The sequence below is a fragment of the Exiguobacterium sp. HSB13 genome, assembly GCF_056764755.1.
Genome location: NZ_JBUZOM010000001.1, coordinates 88,144 through 104,810 on the forward strand (window position 1 = coordinate 88,144; position 16,667 = coordinate 104,810).

The window sequence follows — 16,667 nt, forward strand, 5'->3', positions numbered from 1 at the left end:
ATCGAAAAAAAAGAGATTTAAAAGGATTTTCATAAAATATCACGAATACATCATAATGAACAATCATTCATTTTTAAAAGGTAGGGGAATCCGATGAAACGAGAAATGCATTATGTCGTCAAGGATCAAATCGCAACGCTAACGCTGGCTCGACCCAAACAACTGAATGCATTAACGTCGAATTTATTAGAAGAGTTGGCAGACGCTCTAGAAGAAGCGAATCAGGATGAGGAAGTACGTGTCATCGTCTTGACTGGTGAAGGACGTGGTTTTTGTGCAGGACAAGATTTGAAAACCGTCTCACCTGAGCTCGATCATGGTGAATATCTACAACAGTATTATCATCCTGTCGTTCGGGCACTCGCTAAATCAAAAAAACCGACGATTGCTGCCATCAATGGTGTAGCGGCAGGTGCCGGTTTATCATTGACGCTTGCCTGCGATTTCCGGCTCGTCCACGCTGAAGCGAAATTGTCGCTTGGATTCATCAATATCGGTCTTGTCCCGGATGCAGGAGCGCCGTATTTCTTACCTCGGCTAATCGGTGCGGCAAAAGCAACAGAGCTTGCGTTACTCGGTGACACGATTTCAGCAGACGAAGCCGTTTCGCTCAATCTTGCGACACGAAGTATCGAATCAGAGCAATTTGTAGAAGAGGTCACAGCGTTTGCTCGTCAGCTGGCAGATCGTCCGACAAAAGTGATCGGGTACATCAAGCAGCTGCAAGCAGCGAGTTATGAAAATAACTTGGAGGAAATGCTTGCTCAAGAAATCATCTATCAGTCACGTGCTGGAAAAACGGAAGATCATCGTCATGCTGTTGAATCCTTCATCGAAAAAAAACGCCCTGTTTTTGTCGGACGATGAATCGAAGAACATATATAGAAGAAAGACGTCGGAAACGCACGATGCGCCGACGTCTTTTTTAATTCAATTTCTTTTTGATTTTTCGTGCGGTCGCATGTGTACGGTTCGTCAATCCTGTAGAGATGCGGAATAATAGAATTCCAAGAAAAGCAGAAACAAAAATGTATATCCCGGTCAACGTCACGAATGCACCACTAGCGAGCGTGATGAAAAGTATCGAAAATTCACCACGTGGACCTAGACAAAAGCCAGATTCGATCGCATGATAATTCGATAAACCAAAGGACCTTCCGCCGAGGTAACCGACTAAGAATTTAGAGACGACTCCCCAAATGACAAGAGCGAAGAAAAATAGATCAATCGGTAATCCCTCAGTCAACTCGAATGACATTCCAAACGTGATAAAGAACAAGGGTAATAATAAGTCTTGGAACGGAGTGACTAGCCGTCTAAGATAACGCGTCTCATCCAGTTCGGTTAACAGAATACCGATGATGAAGGCACCGAGTACTTCTGATAGACCAAATAAGATTCCAATTCCAGAAAACAATAAAATCAAGCCGATGATCCCGATCCCAGCATCGGGATGTCGATAGAGGGAGTCGACTAACCGACCACGTCTTCGGATAAACAACGTCATGATCATCAGAGCAATGAAGAAGAAGGCGAACCCGAGAAAGATGATGCTGATTTTGGCAACCGAGAACGTCTCAGTCCCTAAAACGAACGGTGCCGTCGTCAGTAGGATTGGTGCCATCAAATCTTCGAAGACGAGTAAGGACAGCACGAAGCGATTCACGTCTTGGTGTTTATCTGGTTCACGGTCGAGCAGCCGAGCAGAAATCGAAGAACTCGTCGCATACAAGACACAGCCGATCAAAAACGATTCGGCGACTGAAAAGCCAAACGATAGGGTCAACAGGATTGTTCCACCAAACGAAAGTAGAATATCGATGACTCCTGCTTTCCAAATGGAACGGAGCTGAATCAGCAAGTCCGCCACTGAAAATTTTAGACCGAGTAAAAAGAATAAGACGATGATGCCCGCTTCTCCTCCGAGTTTCAGCTCTTCGGGAGGGTCGTAATAGAAGCCAAGGACGATTCCGATCAAGATGAAGGCCAGAATACTCGGGACGTGAAATCGTTCGCTTAAGTAACTGATCGTAAACAAGCCGATGAGGATGAGACCGGCGTAAAAGAAAATTTCCATGGAGGATGTCCTCCTTTCTGTATCCTATACCCTAATTCGCAAGCATTCATTAACTCGTTTCTATCCTGGAGAACGGATACAGAAAAAAGCCTGGACACAAAACTTCTTTATAGAAGGTAAGTGTACAGGCTTTTAGATGGTTATAAGACTTGAACGATCGTTCCTGAATACGCAGGGAGAGAGACATCAAGCGTCTGCTGGTGCGTGTTCGTCAATAAATCAAGCCCCCGACCAGCTTGTGGAGCGGTCAACGAAACAGAAACATCTGAGTTGTTGAAATAGATATAATACAATCCTTCCGGACTCATGCGACGCATGATGATCGTATTTGTCTCATCATTCGCGTGAACGAAAGAGATATGTCCTTTGTTCGCAAGTGTCTTATGTTGCTTTCGAAGCTGCAACAAGTGTCGCGTATAGGCGAATAACTCCTGATCCTGCTCCTCTGGATCCCACGGCATACATTTCCGGCAGCCTGGATCTTGATCCCCATCAAGACCGATTTCATCTCCATAATAAATGACAGGACTGCCCGAGAACGTCAGCATCGAAAGTAACAAGAGACGTAACTTACTCTTATTATTCCCTGCACGCGTCAATGCACGCGGTGTATCGTGAGAACCGATCAAATTAAAGGTTACTTCATTGACATTCATCGTGTTTGAGAACAATACATGCGACATATCGTTCGCATACGAAGTTGCTTTAGTCTTATCTAAGGCAAAGAAGTTCAAGGCGGCATTCGTAAATGGATAGTTCATGACGGCGTCAAACTGGTCACCGAGCAACCATTCCTGTGAGTCATGCCAAATTTCACCAAGGATATACGTGTCAGGGTTGACCTCCTTGACGACTTGACGGAAATCACGCCAAAATGCGTGATCGACTTCGTTGGCGACGTCGAGTCGCCAGCCATCGATTCCGAATTCTTCGACCCAGTAACGAGCGACGTGGAGCAAGTAAGACTTTACTTCATCATTCTCGGTATTGAATTTCGGCATCTCAGGTACGAAAGCAAACGTATCGTAGTTCGGCAACGGTTCTGTCACGAGCGGGAAATCACGCAGGTGGAACCATTCTTTATAGGTGGAGTGGCTACCATGTTCACGAATGTCAGCGAATGCTTTATGGTGGAAGCCGGCATGATTGAAAACGGCATCTAACATGATGCGAATGCCGTGTGCGTGTAACAGATCGACCATTTCCTTGAATTTCTCTTTCGTACCGAACTGTGGATCAATTTCTAAGTAATCGATTGTGTCATATTTATGATTCGATTTCGCCAAGAAGATGGGGCAGAAGTAAATGCCAGTGATACCAAGTTCAACGAGATAATCGATATGGTCGATGACCCCTTGGAAATCTCCACCGAAAAGATTCGTCGTCGTCGGTGCTGTACTATTCCATGGAAGTGTACCAGCTGGATCATTCGTCGCATCGCCATTTGCAAAGCGATCTGGGAAGATTTGATACCAAACCGTATCCTGGACCCAATCTGGTGCAGTGAATACATCGACTGCATTAAGGAAAGGAACACAGAAATAGTAGCCTGTATCATCGAGCGGTTTTTCATCGAACCAGCCACGTTCCGTGAATACATGACTTGTTGCACCGTCATGGAGACGGAAACCATATCGTAGACGACGGAAGGGAGGAACAACATCGATGAACCAGTAATCGTATAACTCATCTGATCCACTTCGCTTCATCGGTGTTTCAAATGTATTCCAGTAGTTTGATTTTGAGGGATCGAAGTTCCAATCGGCAGCATCTGGGTTTTCAGTATGCCAATCGTATGGGTCGCCCCAAATCAGATCGACGCGATCAATGTCATTTTTTTTTGTTTGTAAACGGATGTGGATTGTTCGCTCATCGTACTTATAGACGAATGGAGACATCGCACGGTGGAACACAGCTTCTTTGAACATGGCAGTCACTCCTTAACGCAATCGCTTGCATCGTATTGATTATGTCTTCGACCTAAGAATAGTAAAGCGCTTTCTTAAAGTCAATTGCAATCCCGTGAAATCAAGGATTCCTGATAAAAGTCGAGAGTCTAATGCAATCGTTTGCATCATCTTGTGCAAAATATAAAAATGAAAACGTTTTCTTTTTTACTGCTTCTCTGACCTGGTATTTGATTCAAATAATGAAAATAGAAATAAAAAGTTTTTGAAATGTAAGAAAATAATTGAATAAAAGGACTTGTCAAAAGGATTTTAGATTGTATAATAAAAATGTAAAGGTGATGCAAACGTTTTCATAAAACGCTTACAACCACTCGGTTGTTATCATGAGAAAATGGTTGTGCCTTTATGCAAACGTTGTGCATTAAAACTTATCATTCATAAGTTAACTTGGGGAGGAAATTTCAATCATGGAAATGAAAAAATTCGTAGCAGGTCTTTCTGTATCTGTCATGGCAATCGGTGCTCTTGCAGCATGTGGCGGTGGATCGGATTCTGAATCATCATCTTCAGATTCAGGCAGTAAAAAACCAAGCAAGATCGTCATCTGGGAAGACACTGAAAAAGCTGAAACAACTAAAGCTGCAGCTAAAGCGTTCGAAGAAAAAGAAGGCGTCAAAGTTGAAGTTAAAGAAGTCAAGATGACAGATCAACAGAAGAAAGTAGCACTTGACGGACCAGCAGGTAAAGGACCGGACATCATGCTTCTTCCACACGACCAAATCGGTACAGTCGTTGACCAAGGTTTGATCGCGGAACTCAAGGATGGCGAAAAAGCACTTGAGCCATTCATCGATACAGCGAAATCGGCAGTAACGTTTGATGGTAAAGTCTACGGATATCCGAAAGCAGTTGAAACACCAATCCTCCTTTTCAATAAAGATGAATTAAAAGAAGCACCAGCTTCAATGGATGATCTGTACAAGATCTCAACAGAGCAAAAGAAAGACGGGAAATACGGATTCCTCGCGCTTTGGGATAACTTCTACTTCGCACACGGTCCAATCGGTGGATACGGTGGTTATGTCTTCAAAGACAACGGCGGCAAATTGGATCCAGCAGATATCGGCTTGAACAACGAAGGTGCTGTCGAAGGTATGGATTACATCGGCAAGTGGTACAAAGAAGGTCTCTTCCCGAAAGGTCTCATCGGTGGTGGCGGTGGTCAAGCACTTGATCAACTCTTCGGTGATAAAAAAGCTGTTGCTGTCATGAACGGTCCATGGGCAGTTGCGAGCTATAAAGAAAAAGGCATCAATCTTGGAGCTTCAGCACTTCCGAAACTTCCAAACGGTGAGCCAATCAAAACATTCGTTGGTGTAAAAACATACGCGATTTCAGCATACTCGGAAAATGCAGAGTGGGCTGAGAAGTTCTTGGCATCACTCACAGGTGAAGAAAACGCTAAAGCAATGTTCGAAAAATACAATGAGATCCCACCAGTCACTGCTCTTCAAGAAGATGCAACAATCAAGGATAACGAAGTCGCAGCAGCAGTCTTCGCACAATCACAAAACGGTGTGCCAATGCCAAACATCGCTGAGATGGGTCAAGTTTGGGAACCAATGGCAGCAGCACTTCAGCTTGTTGCAACAAACAAACAAGATGCACAAAAATCAGCTGATGACGCTGTCAAACAAATCAAGCAACAAATCGAAGCAAACAATCAATAAGCGTAAATGGAACGCGTGAATCCATGAAAAAGAGATAAAGAGAGGGGGGTCTTGGATTCCCCCTCATCTTTATGGTTGGAAGAGAAGCCTGAGGTCAGACATGACCTTTGGAAAGGAGAACGGACGATGGCTGCGATTGCAACACCACACCCGACGAATCCAACGCCTGAAAAAAAGACGAACCACCGCACGATTGCGGCGCTGATGTCGATCATTCCAGGAGTGGGACAACTATACAATAAACAATTCCTTAAAGGCGCGACATTTTTTGTCGTCGTACTATCATATTTTCTCGTCAACTTTGAACTGTTCTTCAAAGGAGCAGGAAATGGTCCTGGCGATCGCGGAGCGATCTGGGGCTTGATTACACTCGGTGAGGTACCAGGCGTAAGAGGGGATCACTCGATCTTTCTGATGGTCGAGGGCATCATTGCCTTGATTTTACTTGTCTTTGGTATCGCCATTTACGTCTGGAACTTTATCGATGCGTATCGAATCGGTAAGTTACGTGACATGAACCTTGAAGTGCCATCTTTGAAGATGCAACTACGGAACTTCCGCGATAACGGGTTCCCGTACGCGATGTTGATTCCTTCATTAGTACTTCTGGTGTTCACGGTCGTCTTACCGTTGATCTTTACTTTCTTGATTGCCTTTACGAACTACAAATTCAACAACTCGCCTCCAGCGAAGTTAGTCGACTGGATCGGTATCCAAAACTTCTTGAATATCTTCACGGTCGATATTTTCCGTGATACATTCGTCAGCGTTCTCGGCTGGACGCTTGTCTGGACCGTCGCTTCGACGACGGGTGTCATCGCGATCGGTATCGGACTTGCAGTCTTGCTGAACCAAAAAGGACTCAAAGGAAAACGATTCTTCCGTTCCATCTTGATCCTGTCATGGGCAGTACCAGCCTTCATTACGATCTTGATCTTCCGCTCGATGTTCAATGAGACATTCGGTGTTTTCAATACGACGTTATTACCAGCGATTGGTCTTACTGACGGTGTCGACTGGATGACAGATCCGACGTATACGAAGCTTGCCTTGATCGGGATTCAGTGGTGGTTAGGTTTCCCATACATCATGACACTGACGACGGGGATCTTGCAGTCGATACCAGAAGATCTTTATGAGGCAGCGACAATTGATGGAGCGACAGCAGGTGAGAAATTCCGCTTGATTACGTTGCCGATGATTCTTTTCGCAACAGCACCAATTTTAATCACGCAGTATACGTTTAACTTTAATAACTTCAACATCATTTATCTCTTCAACAACGGTGGACCGGCAGTACCGGGTCAATCGGCTGGTGGAACGGATATCTTGATTTCGTGGATTTACAAATTGTCGCTTGGCTCGAACCCGCAGTATGGATTCGCAGCAGCGATCACGCTTGTGTTGTCGTTCTTCATCATGACGATTGCCGTCATTCAGTTCAAGCGTTCAAAATCATTCAAAGATGAGGATATGATCTAATATGAGAAAACAAAACCGAATCAACATGGCGTTGTCATATCTCATTTTGACGATCGCCTCCATCATTATCGTTTATCCACTCCTTTGGGTCGTTGGTACTTCACTCAACCCTGGGAAAAGCATTACATCGGATATCTTCCCAAGTAATCCGACCTTGATCCACTACTTTGATTTGTTTGATCCAGCAAAAACGGATTATGGCATGTGGTATCTAAACACAATTAAGATTGCCGTCATCACGATGGTCGTCTCAGTCGCTCTAATCACGTTAACAGGATACATTTTTTCGCGCTATCGCTTCGTCGGTCGGAAAAATTCACTCATCTTGTTCCTCGTGTTGCAGATGGTACCGCAATTCGTTGCCATTATTGCGATTTATGTCTTGCTTAATATGTTAGAATTGTTTGATACGCATCTGGCGCTCATCCTGCTCTATTCGGGTGGTGCGATTCCAATGAATACGTATCTTGCAAAAGGATATTTTGATACGATTCCAAAAGAACTTGATGAGGCGGCACGGATGGATGGTGCCGGTCACTTACGAATCTTCTGGCAAATCATCTTACCGCTCGCAAAACCGATGGTCGCCGTCATCGCGTTGTTCAACTTCATGGCACCATTCAACGACTTCATTTTAGCATCGCTCGTCCTGCGTTCTCCTGAGAAACAGACACTTGCGGTCGGGTTGTACAACATGGTGTCGGAGCAGTTCGACAATAACTTCACGTTATTTGCGGCAGGTGCCGTATTATCAGCAGTTCCAATCGTTCTTCTCTTCTTCGCATTCCAGCGCTTCTTCGTGTCTGGATTGACGGCTGGTGGAACAAAAGGATAATCATAAGGGGGAAATCAGCGGCATGAGACGAGGCATAATGCTTCTCCTCTTGCCGCTTCTCTTGTCTATCGGGCTTCAACCGATGACGGGTGAAGCAGCAGGTTGGGAAAAAGAACGAATGTATTTCATCATGGTGGACCGGTTTGAGAATGGCGATCCGAGTAATGACCGAGAGGCGGATCCTGAAAATCCAAAAGCGTTCCAAGGCGGCGATTTAGAAGGTGTTACGAAACGTCTCGATTACATCAAGGAAAAGGGCTTCACTTCGATTTGGTTGACGCCGATCTTTAAGAATCGTCCGAATGGTTATCATGGATACTGGACGGATGATTATTACGAAATTGATCCGCACTTCGGAACAAAGGAAGAGTTTAAACGTCTCGTCAAGGAAGCGCATGACCGGGATATCAAGGTCGTCCTTGATCTTGTCGTCAATCATTTAGGACCAAATCATCCAATGGTGAAAGAAAAACCGGAGTGGTTTCATAAAAATCAACCGATCATGAATTGGAATAACCCGTCGGAAGTCGAGAATAACTGGCTGTTCGATTTACCGGACTTCAATACAGAAAATCCGGAAGTCGTCGATTATTTAATTGATGTCGCGAACTACTGGGTCGATGAAACGGGTATAGACGGATACCGGCTCGATACAGTTCGCCATGTACCTGCCACATTTTGGGAAACGTTCATCCCAGCAGTCAAAGAAAAGCATCCAGACTTATTCTTATTAGCTGAAGTATTCGATGGAGATCCGCGAAAAATTGCGTCCTATTCGAAATTAGGTTTTGATTCCGTGACGAACTTCCCGTTTTATTATGGAGTCAAGGATCAGTTTGCTCGCAAAAATGGTTCAGCGGAAGAGCTCGATTCAGTTTATAATCGAGATACTACGTTTAATCCGAATGCCAAGGGACTTGCAACCTTCATTGATAATCATGATGTCAAACGCTTCATCACGGAAGCAAAGATTGGTGGAGCAGACGAAGAGGAGCGGCAACTTCGACTAGCATTGTTCGCACTCTATGCTGCACCAGGGATGCCGATCGTCTACCAAGGAACAGAGGTGGCGATGCCAGGTGGTGAGGATCCCGGAAACCGGATGATGATGACATTTGATCAAAACAAGAAGATGCAACAGTACGTAAAAACGTTGAACGAGATGCGTCAGGACTACCCAGCGTTTGCAACAGGGAAGCAACGCTTGATCGCAAAGACCGATCATATGGCAGTCTACTCCCGGGAGACGAAACAACAACAAGTCGTTTACGCGATCAATCTTGGAGAAAAAAAGACGAGCTTACGCGTGTCTGCGAAAGAAATTGGTGATGACCAGCGTCTAAGAGGACTTTTATTCTCAGATTTGGTGCGTCAGGATGGTGACGCCTATGAGATCACGCTTGATGCAAATAGTGCGAACAGCTATGTCATCGAAAAGTCACAAGTCAACTGGTGGTCGATCGTCGCAATTGGTGCGATTGCTCCGATTTTAGCGCTCATACTTCTTCTCGTTCACCGTAAACGCATGCAACGTCAAACAAAATAAAATACTTAACTAGGGGAAATGTGAGGTGAAGGGGATGCAGGTAACAATCAAGGATGTAGCACGGGAAGCGAATGTCGCACCCTCGACGGTATCACGCGTTATTGCGAATAGTTCACGCATCAGTCAAAAGACGAAGGAACGGGTGCGACAGGCGATGGATGAGCTCGGATATTATCCAAACGTTCATGCACGCAGTCTAGCGAATCGAACGACACAAGCAATCGGTCTTGTCATGCCAAGTGCTGCAACAAAAACGCTACAAAACCCGTTCTTTTCGGAGGTCATTCGAGGAATTAGTACAAAAGCGCATCAAAATGGCTATTCGTTATATATGACGACAGGTGTTTCGGAAGAAGAGGTATATGAAGGTGTCGTCTCGATGGTTCAGGGCCGTCGCGTCGATGGCGTCGTCGTATTGTATTCTCGTACGGATGACAAAGTCGTTCAATTTCTGCAGGACTCGAAGTTTCCGTTCGTCGTTGTCGGTAAACCATTCAGTGATTCATCACACGTCACGTATGTCGATACGGATAATTACTTAGCGGGTCGCGAAGTAACGAAGTATTTACATCAACTCGGGCATGAGTGTATTGCATTCGTCGGTGGGGCACAGGATTTAGCTGTGACACAAGAACGTGTCGGTGGTTATAAGACAGCTCTCATGGAAGAGGGAATTCCGATTCACGATTCTTATATCGTCAGCGCCCCATTTATGACGACGGGTGGTGCCGAGGCAGTCAAACGACTGATGTCACTTGAACATCCACCGACTGCCGTCGTTGTTAGTGACGATATGATGGCACTTGGTGTCATGAGTACACTGAATGAGATGGGTATCAGTGTGCCGGATCAAATGGCCGTCGTCAGTTTCAATAACTTGTTCATCGCAGAATTCTCAAGCCCACCGTTGACTTCTGTTGAAATCAATATCTTTGGACTTGGTTTTGAAGCGACGAATTGTTTGATTGAACAAATCAATGAAGATGCGACACCTTATGGGAAGCGCGTCATCGTTCCGCATTATCTCGTTGTCCGTCAGTCATGTGGCGGAAAATCTGAAGCATGAAACAGAAGTCTATTTTTAAGCCGATTGGTTTGAAAATAGACTTTTTTTGATTCAAATGGATGTCGATTTCTAGTAAAAGGAAGCGGTTGCAGAAAAAGAAATTTATTTTCGTGCAAACGATTGCATTGATGCCTTTTATGTGTACAATAAAGAATGTAGAGTATAGATGAAACGCTTACATGTTCAGATTGACTGACATGCGTAGCATAAAAAGGAGCGACTTGACGATGAAACGACTTTTTGAGGTCAATGAGTGGAAAATTACAGAGCTTGGTTTTCATCCAGAAGATAATCGACTAGCAGAATCGATGACATCGATCGGAAACGGTCATATGGGAATGCGCGGTACATTTGAAGAAGAATATACTGGTGACACGCATCAAGGCATGTATGTCGCAGGTGTTTATTATCCCGATAAGACACGTGTCGGCTGGTGGAAAAACGGTTATCCGGAGTATTTCGCGAAAGTACTCAATGCTGTCAACATCATGGGTTTGAAAGTATCTGTCAACGGAAAAGCTGTTGATTTGAATACGTGGGAAGTCGTTGACTTCAAACGTGAACTTGATATGCAACATGGTGTATTGACGCGGGCGATGTTGTTGAAGCATGGAGAAGAAGAGATAAAAGTCGAATCCAAGCGCTTCTTCTCAATCGTCGATAAAGAAATCGCTGCCTTGCAATATACGGTGACACCTGTCAATTTCGAAGCAGAAATCGTCATTGAATCGTATCTCGATGCGGATGTTGAAAATGAAGACTCGAACTATGATGAGAAGTTCTGGCTTCCTGTCGAACACGGAATTGAAGAACGGTTCGGTTATGTGACATCAAAAACGAAAAAGCTCGATTGGCATGTGACGGCAGCGATGATCACGGATGTCGAAGGCGCACGATGTGAAGTCGTCGATGGCAATACGCAGTACGTCGCGAATCGTTTTACGAAACAAGCCGCAGTAGGTGAGGGTGTCACAGTCGAAAAATTCGTCGCACTCGTAACGAATCGCGACCATGAAATCGATGCGTTACTGGAGCAAGCGATGAAACGTGTTCACGTCGCATTCGAATCAGGCTTTGAACCATTGCTTGCGACACATGAAGCCGCTTGGTTGCACCACTGGGAAGAAGCGGATGTGAAAATTGAAGGTGATGTCGAGGCACAGCAAGGGATTCGATTCAACATCTTCCATATGTTCCAGACTTACACAGGTGAAGATTCACGCCTGAACATCGGACCAAAAGGATTCACGGGCGAGAAGTATGGTGGTGCGACGTATTGGGATACGGAAGCGTACTGCTTGAACTTCTACCTTGCGACGTCGAAACCGGAAGTTGCTTGGAATTTACTCAAGTATCGCCACAACCAATTGCCGCAAGCGAAAGAAAATGCGGATAAGAATGTCGGCATGAAGGGTGCGCTTTATCCGATGGTAACGATGAACGGAGAAGAGTGCCACAACGAGTGGGAAATCACGCATGAGGAAATTCACCGGAATGGTGCGATCGCACATGCGATTTATAATTACACGAACTACACGGGAGACACGTCGTACCTTGGACAATACGGGTTTGAAGTGTTAGTCGAGATTGCTCGTTACTGGGCAAGTCGCGTCAATTACGTGCCGCATAAGGATGTCTACATGATTCTTGGTGTGACGGGACCAAACGAATATGAGAACAACGTCAACAACAACTGGTATACGAATCTGATTGCGGCGTGGTGTCTCGAATATACACAGACCGTTCACCGTCATTTAGCGCAAGAAGAGCCAGAACGTCTGCAAGAACTCATGCATCAATTAGCATTGACGGATGAGGAGTTGGCGAAGTGGGCTGACATCGACGCGAAGATGTATTATCCGAAAGATGAAGCAGCACCTGGGATCTTCATGCAACAAGATGGTTTCATGGATAAGGAACAAATCTTGGTCGCTGAACTCGATCCGAAACATCTCCCGCTGAACCAGAATTGGTCATGGGACCGGATCCTGCGCTCTGTTTTCATTAAACAGGCAGATGTCTTACAAGGTCTCTACTTCTTGACGGATCGCTTCAGTCTAGAAGAGAAAAAAGCAAACTTCGATTTCTATGAACCACGTACGGTCCATGAATCGTCACTATCACCATGTATCTATTCAATCATTGCAGCAGAAGTCGGGTATGAGGAAAAAGCGGTTGAATTGTATCAACGTTCGGCTCGACTTGATCTTGATAACTACAACAACGACACGGAAGACGGATTGCATATCACGTCGATGGTTGGATCTTGGATGTCGATCGTTCATGGGTTTGCTGGATTACGAGTAGCAAATGATACGTTGTCCTTTAAGCCGATGTTGCCAAAAGGATGGACGAGTTATACATTCCGGATGCAATGGCGCGGTCATCATATCCATGTCCATGTACAGCCGAATGCTGTCGAAATCGCTCAAACGGAAGGCGAAGCATTCAGCTTGAATGTCCATGGAACGACTGTGGAAGTTCCAGCAAGCGGACAGATTACAGTTCCTGCTTCGATGACAGTATAAGAGAAAAAAAGAACCGATTTTTTAGTCGGTTCTTTTTTGTGTAACAAGAATCAGGACACCTTTGTCACAAATGAAAACGCCATCATGAAAAAGAACATCAATCTTTGGAAATCTTGACTATCCGGCGACATTTGAATGTGCTAAAGTGTTTCAAGATAGTTATGAATGAGAGGAGAACGGCGTGTGACAGCAGTAGTAAAGGAAAGTATGTTAAAAGTGATCGTGGCTTCGATTGGGGGATTCGTCATCGCCGTTGCCATGAACTGGTTTTTGATTCCTAGTGGTGTATATTCGACTGGATTTACAGGACTTGCCCAAATCTTGACGCAAGTCCTTCAAAATACAGCATTTGCGTTTGGTGAAAACGTCTGGTTCTTGGCGTTGAACATACCTCTGATCGTGCTCGCATGGATCATGTTAGGTCGGAGCTTTACAATCATCACCTTGATTTCAGTTTTGGCAACGACGATTTTCATTGGTCTTATTCCTCAATATGCTGTCATACCAGGTGATCAAACACTGAATGCAGTGTTTGGAGGGGTCTTGCTTGCGATCGGTACCGGTATCACGATTAAGTTCGGTGCTTCGACAGGTGGTTTCGATATCGTTGCCCTCATCTTCGCCCGTTTCTCCGATCGCAGTGTTGGCTTGTATCTGTTCGTCTTGAATTTCTTGATCGCCTTATTGGCAGGGGCATTGTTCGGATGGTCGACTGCCTTATACACGATTGTCTTCATTTACGTGACATCGAAGGTCGTCGATGAGATTCATACAAGCAACCAGCGCTTGACGATATTCATCGTCACGAATCATGCGGATGACATCACGACGGCTCTGCATCAGCACATCATTCGAGGAATCACGCAGATTCCTTCGATCGGTACGTATTCACGAGCTGAAAAAGCGACGTTGATGATGGTCATCGAGCGTCACGAATTGCGGGACATTGAACGGATTTGCCGGGAAGCGGACGAGACGGTCTTCATCAACGTCGTCGCAACGGACTCGGTCGTCGGATACTTCCGAAAAGGATAATGAAAAAGGCACTTGCTCTGCAACATGCAGCAAGTGCCTTTTATCTGTTTTCATGCGAGCCCGAGGACGTGTCTCAAGTAATAGGCGATCCCGTCATCTTCATTTCGCTTCGTCGTGCCGTTTGCCAGATGCTTCAGCGCGGGGATGGCATTTCCCATCGCTACACCGTGTCCAGCATACTCGATCATCTCTAAATCGTTTTCCTCATCACCGAAAGCAATGATTTGTTTAGAGTCAATACCAAGGTGATGCGCGATATGGGCAAGACCGACCGCTTTACTTGTACCTTTTCGCATCACTTCGACCATGAATTCAGGCTTCACCCATTGACGATTGAGTACCGTCTCGGCATGAATACCAGATAATTCGGAGCGGATCTCATCGACGTGTTCTCCTTTGGCATGAATCAAAAGAGAGGTTGGTTCATGCATAAGCACCTTTCGTAAATCTCCGGTCGTGACGGATAAGGCATGGTCAGTATAAAATTCGTAGATGCCAACCGGATCATATTGAAAATAGACATGATCCGTGACTTCACAGACGATGTTCTGTGTCTTCGTCTCAGCGACGGACTCTAAAATATGTTGAACGGTTTTTAATGGAATTGGATGATGCTGGACTTCAAAGTGGGTGTCTTGTGGGTGATGGACGAGACCACCGTTAAAGTTAACGATTGGTGTCGTTAAACCGAGCTGTTCGTAATATTTCCTGGCGTGACGAAACGGTCGTCCGGTTGCGATGACGACTTCGTGACCATTCGCACGCGCGCGTTGCAGCGCATTGATGTTCGCAGCGCTGATTGTCTTATCATCTTTTAAAAGAGTGCCGTCGAGATCGACAGCGATTAAGTGACGGGTCATGATGGAATCCTCCGCTTTCTTTTCGTTAATTCTACTGTAGCATATGAAGCGATTGTCCTTCTTATGAAACGATTAAGTTTTTCAAGGAAAAGAAAGCGCTTGAAAAAATTAGAGAAAAGCTGTTGCTTGGTTTAAAAAATGGTATACTACAAATCGTAGGATAACTCTATAGTACGTTATGGAAACGGAGGGGAAATCATGCGTTTTCTCGTTACATTCTTTTGGTCATTCTTACTCGTGAACACAGCTGTGTTCATCGTATCGGCAGTTGATGCAGTAACGTATAGCTTCGGATTCGCGACAGCTATGTCTGTCGTCACTTCACTTGTCGTCTTCGCACTCGATGCCGTCAATGAAGATTTAGGTCTTGGTCAAGGGACTAAGGCAGAATAAGGAAAAGCGAGATGTCGTCACATGGGCGATAGGCTCGCTTTTTGTCTTAAGGAGGAATGATCGATGATCGTCATCGAACAGGTTCTGTGGCAACAGATGCCGCAAAATATCTACATAGCAGGAAATCAGATCATCGGAATCGGTTCCTATACCATAGATGAAGCAATGATTACGCATCGGATCGATGGTCGCGGCAAACAGCTAGTTCCTGGATTCATCGATGGACACTTACATCCAATCGGTGGGGGAGGAGAAGGCGGATTTGCGACGAGAACAGCATCGCTGACCGTTCGAGACATATTCGAAGGTGGTGTCACGACGGTCGTTGGATTACTCGGAACGGATGGTTGGACACGAACGGGAATCGATCTACTGGCACATATACGAGGATATGCTGCATCTGGTATCCGCCCCTTTCTATTAAGCGGAAGTTATATGGTTCCACCGGTCTTCCTGACGCAATCGACAGGACATGATATCGTCCTCATCAATGAAGTGATCGGTATCGGGGAAATTGCCATCAACGATCATCGGTCGACACAACCGACAGCCCATGAACTCGCACGATTAGCGTCAGAAGCCCGAATTGCCGGCATGGTCAAAGGCGTGTCGGGAACGATGAACGTTCATATCGGAGACGGGAAACAAGGACTCGATCTATTACATGAAGTGATTGACACGACTGATATCCCCATCGGACAATTCCTTCCGACGCATATCAACCGGAATGAACGTATTTTTGAAGCGGGACTCGCCTGGGCGAAACAGGGCGGACGAATCGATTTCACGACGTGTACGACGGAAAGCTTCATTGCGGAAGGCGAAATTCCAGCAGGACAGGCTGTCGCCCGTGCTTTAGCAGCAGGAATCCCACCTGAACAGATTACGATGTCGAGCGATGCTGGTGCCAGTCTTCCAGCATTTGATGATGCAGGTCGTCTAGTTCGGATTGATACAGGAAAGCCTTCTTCTCTGATACAAGCCGTGCGCGATGCAGTGGCGCATGGTGTTGCTTTTGATCAGGCAATCACGACGATCACGCGACATGTCGCGGATGCATATGGTATACCGGGCGGGCGAATAGCGGTCGGAGAACGAGCGGATCTGTTACTGATTGATGACGCTTTGCAAATCGATACGATTCTTGCGAATGGTCATGCTATAATGGTTCAGAAAAAATGGCTAATACCAGAATGACGGAGGGA

General features: G+C 45.5%; 13 protein-coding genes. 10 read left to right on the forward strand and 3 right to left on the reverse strand.

Annotated elements, in window-relative coordinates; genetic code table 11:
• Window positions 1-93 precede the first annotated feature (93 nt).
• Window positions 94-867, forward strand: coding sequence for an enoyl-CoA hydratase/isomerase family protein (locus ACZGCQ_RS00495; protein ID WP_481265077.1), 774 nt, complete (start codon window positions 94-96; stop codon window positions 865-867).
• 58 nt (window positions 868-925) lie between these two features.
• Here ACZGCQ_RS00495 and ACZGCQ_RS00500 read toward each other — a convergent pair whose 3' ends face one another.
• Both ACZGCQ_RS00500 and ACZGCQ_RS00505 read right to left on the reverse strand, forming a co-directional pair.
• On the reverse strand, window positions 926-2,077 hold the full coding sequence (locus tag ACZGCQ_RS00500; RefSeq protein WP_481265078.1) for a cation:proton antiporter: 1,152 nt from the start codon (window positions 2,075-2,077) through the stop codon (window positions 926-928).
• Between the two features lie 140 nt (window positions 2,078-2,217).
• Window positions 2,218-4,005, reverse strand: coding sequence for a glycoside hydrolase family 13 protein (locus tag ACZGCQ_RS00505; RefSeq protein WP_481265079.1), 1,788 nt, complete (start codon window positions 4,003-4,005; stop codon window positions 2,218-2,220).
• Window positions 4,006-4,460: 455 nt separating this feature from the next.
• Between ACZGCQ_RS00505 and ACZGCQ_RS00510 the strand changes: the two genes are divergently transcribed.
• The 7 genes from ACZGCQ_RS00510 to ACZGCQ_RS00540 all read left to right on the forward strand — a co-directional run bounded on the left by ACZGCQ_RS00510 (window position 4,461) and on the right by ACZGCQ_RS00540 (window position 14,209).
• On the forward strand, window positions 4,461-5,717 hold the full coding sequence (locus tag ACZGCQ_RS00510) for an extracellular solute-binding protein (RefSeq protein ID WP_481266359.1): 1,257 nt from the start codon (window positions 4,461-4,463) through the stop codon (window positions 5,715-5,717).
• Window positions 5,718-5,843: 126 nt separating this feature from the next.
• Window positions 5,844-7,199, forward strand: coding sequence for a sugar ABC transporter permease (locus ACZGCQ_RS00515; protein ID WP_326188434.1), 1,356 nt, complete (start codon window positions 5,844-5,846; stop codon window positions 7,197-7,199).
• Window position 7,200: 1 nt separating this feature from the next.
• On the forward strand, window positions 7,201-8,034 hold the full coding sequence (locus ACZGCQ_RS00520) for a sugar ABC transporter permease (RefSeq protein ID WP_035409327.1): 834 nt from the start codon (window positions 7,201-7,203) through the stop codon (window positions 8,032-8,034).
• 22 nt (window positions 8,035-8,056) lie between these two features.
• Window positions 8,057-9,580: an alpha-amylase family glycosyl hydrolase gene (locus tag ACZGCQ_RS00525; protein WP_481265080.1), complete on the forward strand. Its 1,524-nt coding sequence runs from the start codon at window positions 8,057-8,059 to the stop codon at window positions 9,578-9,580.
• 34 nt (window positions 9,581-9,614) lie between these two features.
• Window positions 9,615-10,646 (forward strand): LacI family DNA-binding transcriptional regulator, encoded by a 1,032-nt coding sequence (locus ACZGCQ_RS00530; protein ID WP_047396486.1) that lies wholly within the window; start codon window positions 9,615-9,617, stop codon window positions 10,644-10,646.
• Window positions 10,647-10,873: 227 nt separating this feature from the next.
• Window positions 10,874-13,174 carry a glycoside hydrolase family 65 protein gene (locus ACZGCQ_RS00535; RefSeq protein WP_336798493.1) on the forward strand — a complete coding sequence of 767 codons (2,301 nt, stop codon included), beginning with the start codon at window positions 10,874-10,876 and terminating at the stop codon, window positions 13,172-13,174.
• A gap of 183 nt (window positions 13,175-13,357) precedes the next feature.
• A complete protein-coding gene (locus ACZGCQ_RS00540) occupies window positions 13,358-14,209 on the forward strand; it encodes a YitT family protein (protein WP_035398426.1) in 852 nt (283 codons plus the stop codon).
• A 50-nt stretch (window positions 14,210-14,259) separates the two neighbouring features.
• Here the strand turns inward: ACZGCQ_RS00540 and ACZGCQ_RS00545 are convergent, their stop codons facing one another.
• Window positions 14,260-15,069, reverse strand: coding sequence for a Cof-type HAD-IIB family hydrolase (locus ACZGCQ_RS00545; protein WP_069940359.1), 810 nt, complete (start codon window positions 15,067-15,069; stop codon window positions 14,260-14,262).
• A 198-nt stretch (window positions 15,070-15,267) separates the two neighbouring features.
• On the opposite strand from ACZGCQ_RS00545, the gene ACZGCQ_RS00550 reads away from it, so the two are divergent.
• Window positions 15,268-15,462, forward strand: a complete 195-nt coding sequence (locus tag ACZGCQ_RS00550) for a YjzD family protein (protein WP_023467415.1) — start codon at window positions 15,268-15,270, stop codon at window positions 15,460-15,462.
• A gap of 63 nt (window positions 15,463-15,525) precedes the next feature.
• Window positions 15,526-16,659, forward strand: a complete 1,134-nt coding sequence (gene iadA, locus ACZGCQ_RS00555) for a beta-aspartyl-peptidase (protein WP_481265081.1) — start codon at window positions 15,526-15,528, stop codon at window positions 16,657-16,659.
• The last annotated feature ends 8 nt before the right edge of the window (window positions 16,660-16,667 follow it).

Excerpts from the sequence above, each read along its gene's own strand:
- ACZGCQ_RS00535 (WP_336798493.1), top strand. The coding sequence starts at position 10,874 with ATGAAACGACTTTTTGAGGTCAATGAGTGGAAAATTACAGAGCTTGGT.
- ACZGCQ_RS00545 (WP_069940359.1), bottom strand. The coding sequence starts at position 15,069 with ATGACCCGTCACTTAATCGCTGTCGATCTCGACGGCACTCTTTTAAAA.
- ACZGCQ_RS00520 (WP_035409327.1), top strand. The coding sequence starts at position 7,201 with ATGAGAAAACAAAACCGAATCAACATGGCGTTGTCATATCTCATTTTG.
- ACZGCQ_RS00550 (WP_023467415.1), top strand. The coding sequence starts at position 15,268 with ATGCGTTTTCTCGTTACATTCTTTTGGTCATTCTTACTCGTGAACACA.
- ACZGCQ_RS00505 (WP_481265079.1), bottom strand. The coding sequence starts at position 4,005 with ATGTTCAAAGAAGCTGTGTTCCACCGTGCGATGTCTCCATTCGTCTAT.
- ACZGCQ_RS00525 (WP_481265080.1), top strand. The coding sequence starts at position 8,057 with ATGAGACGAGGCATAATGCTTCTCCTCTTGCCGCTTCTCTTGTCTATC.
- ACZGCQ_RS00500 (WP_481265078.1), bottom strand. The coding sequence starts at position 2,077 with ATGGAAATTTTCTTTTACGCCGGTCTCATCCTCATCGGCTTGTTTACG.
- ACZGCQ_RS00515 (WP_326188434.1), top strand. The coding sequence starts at position 5,844 with ATGGCTGCGATTGCAACACCACACCCGACGAATCCAACGCCTGAAAAA.
- ACZGCQ_RS00510 (WP_481266359.1), top strand. The coding sequence starts at position 4,461 with ATGAAAAAATTCGTAGCAGGTCTTTCTGTATCTGTCATGGCAATCGGT.
- ACZGCQ_RS00530 (WP_047396486.1), top strand. The coding sequence starts at position 9,615 with ATGCAGGTAACAATCAAGGATGTAGCACGGGAAGCGAATGTCGCACCC.
- ACZGCQ_RS00495 (WP_481265077.1), top strand. The coding sequence starts at position 94 with ATGAAACGAGAAATGCATTATGTCGTCAAGGATCAAATCGCAACGCTA.
- iadA (WP_481265081.1), top strand. The coding sequence starts at position 15,526 with ATGATCGTCATCGAACAGGTTCTGTGGCAACAGATGCCGCAAAATATC.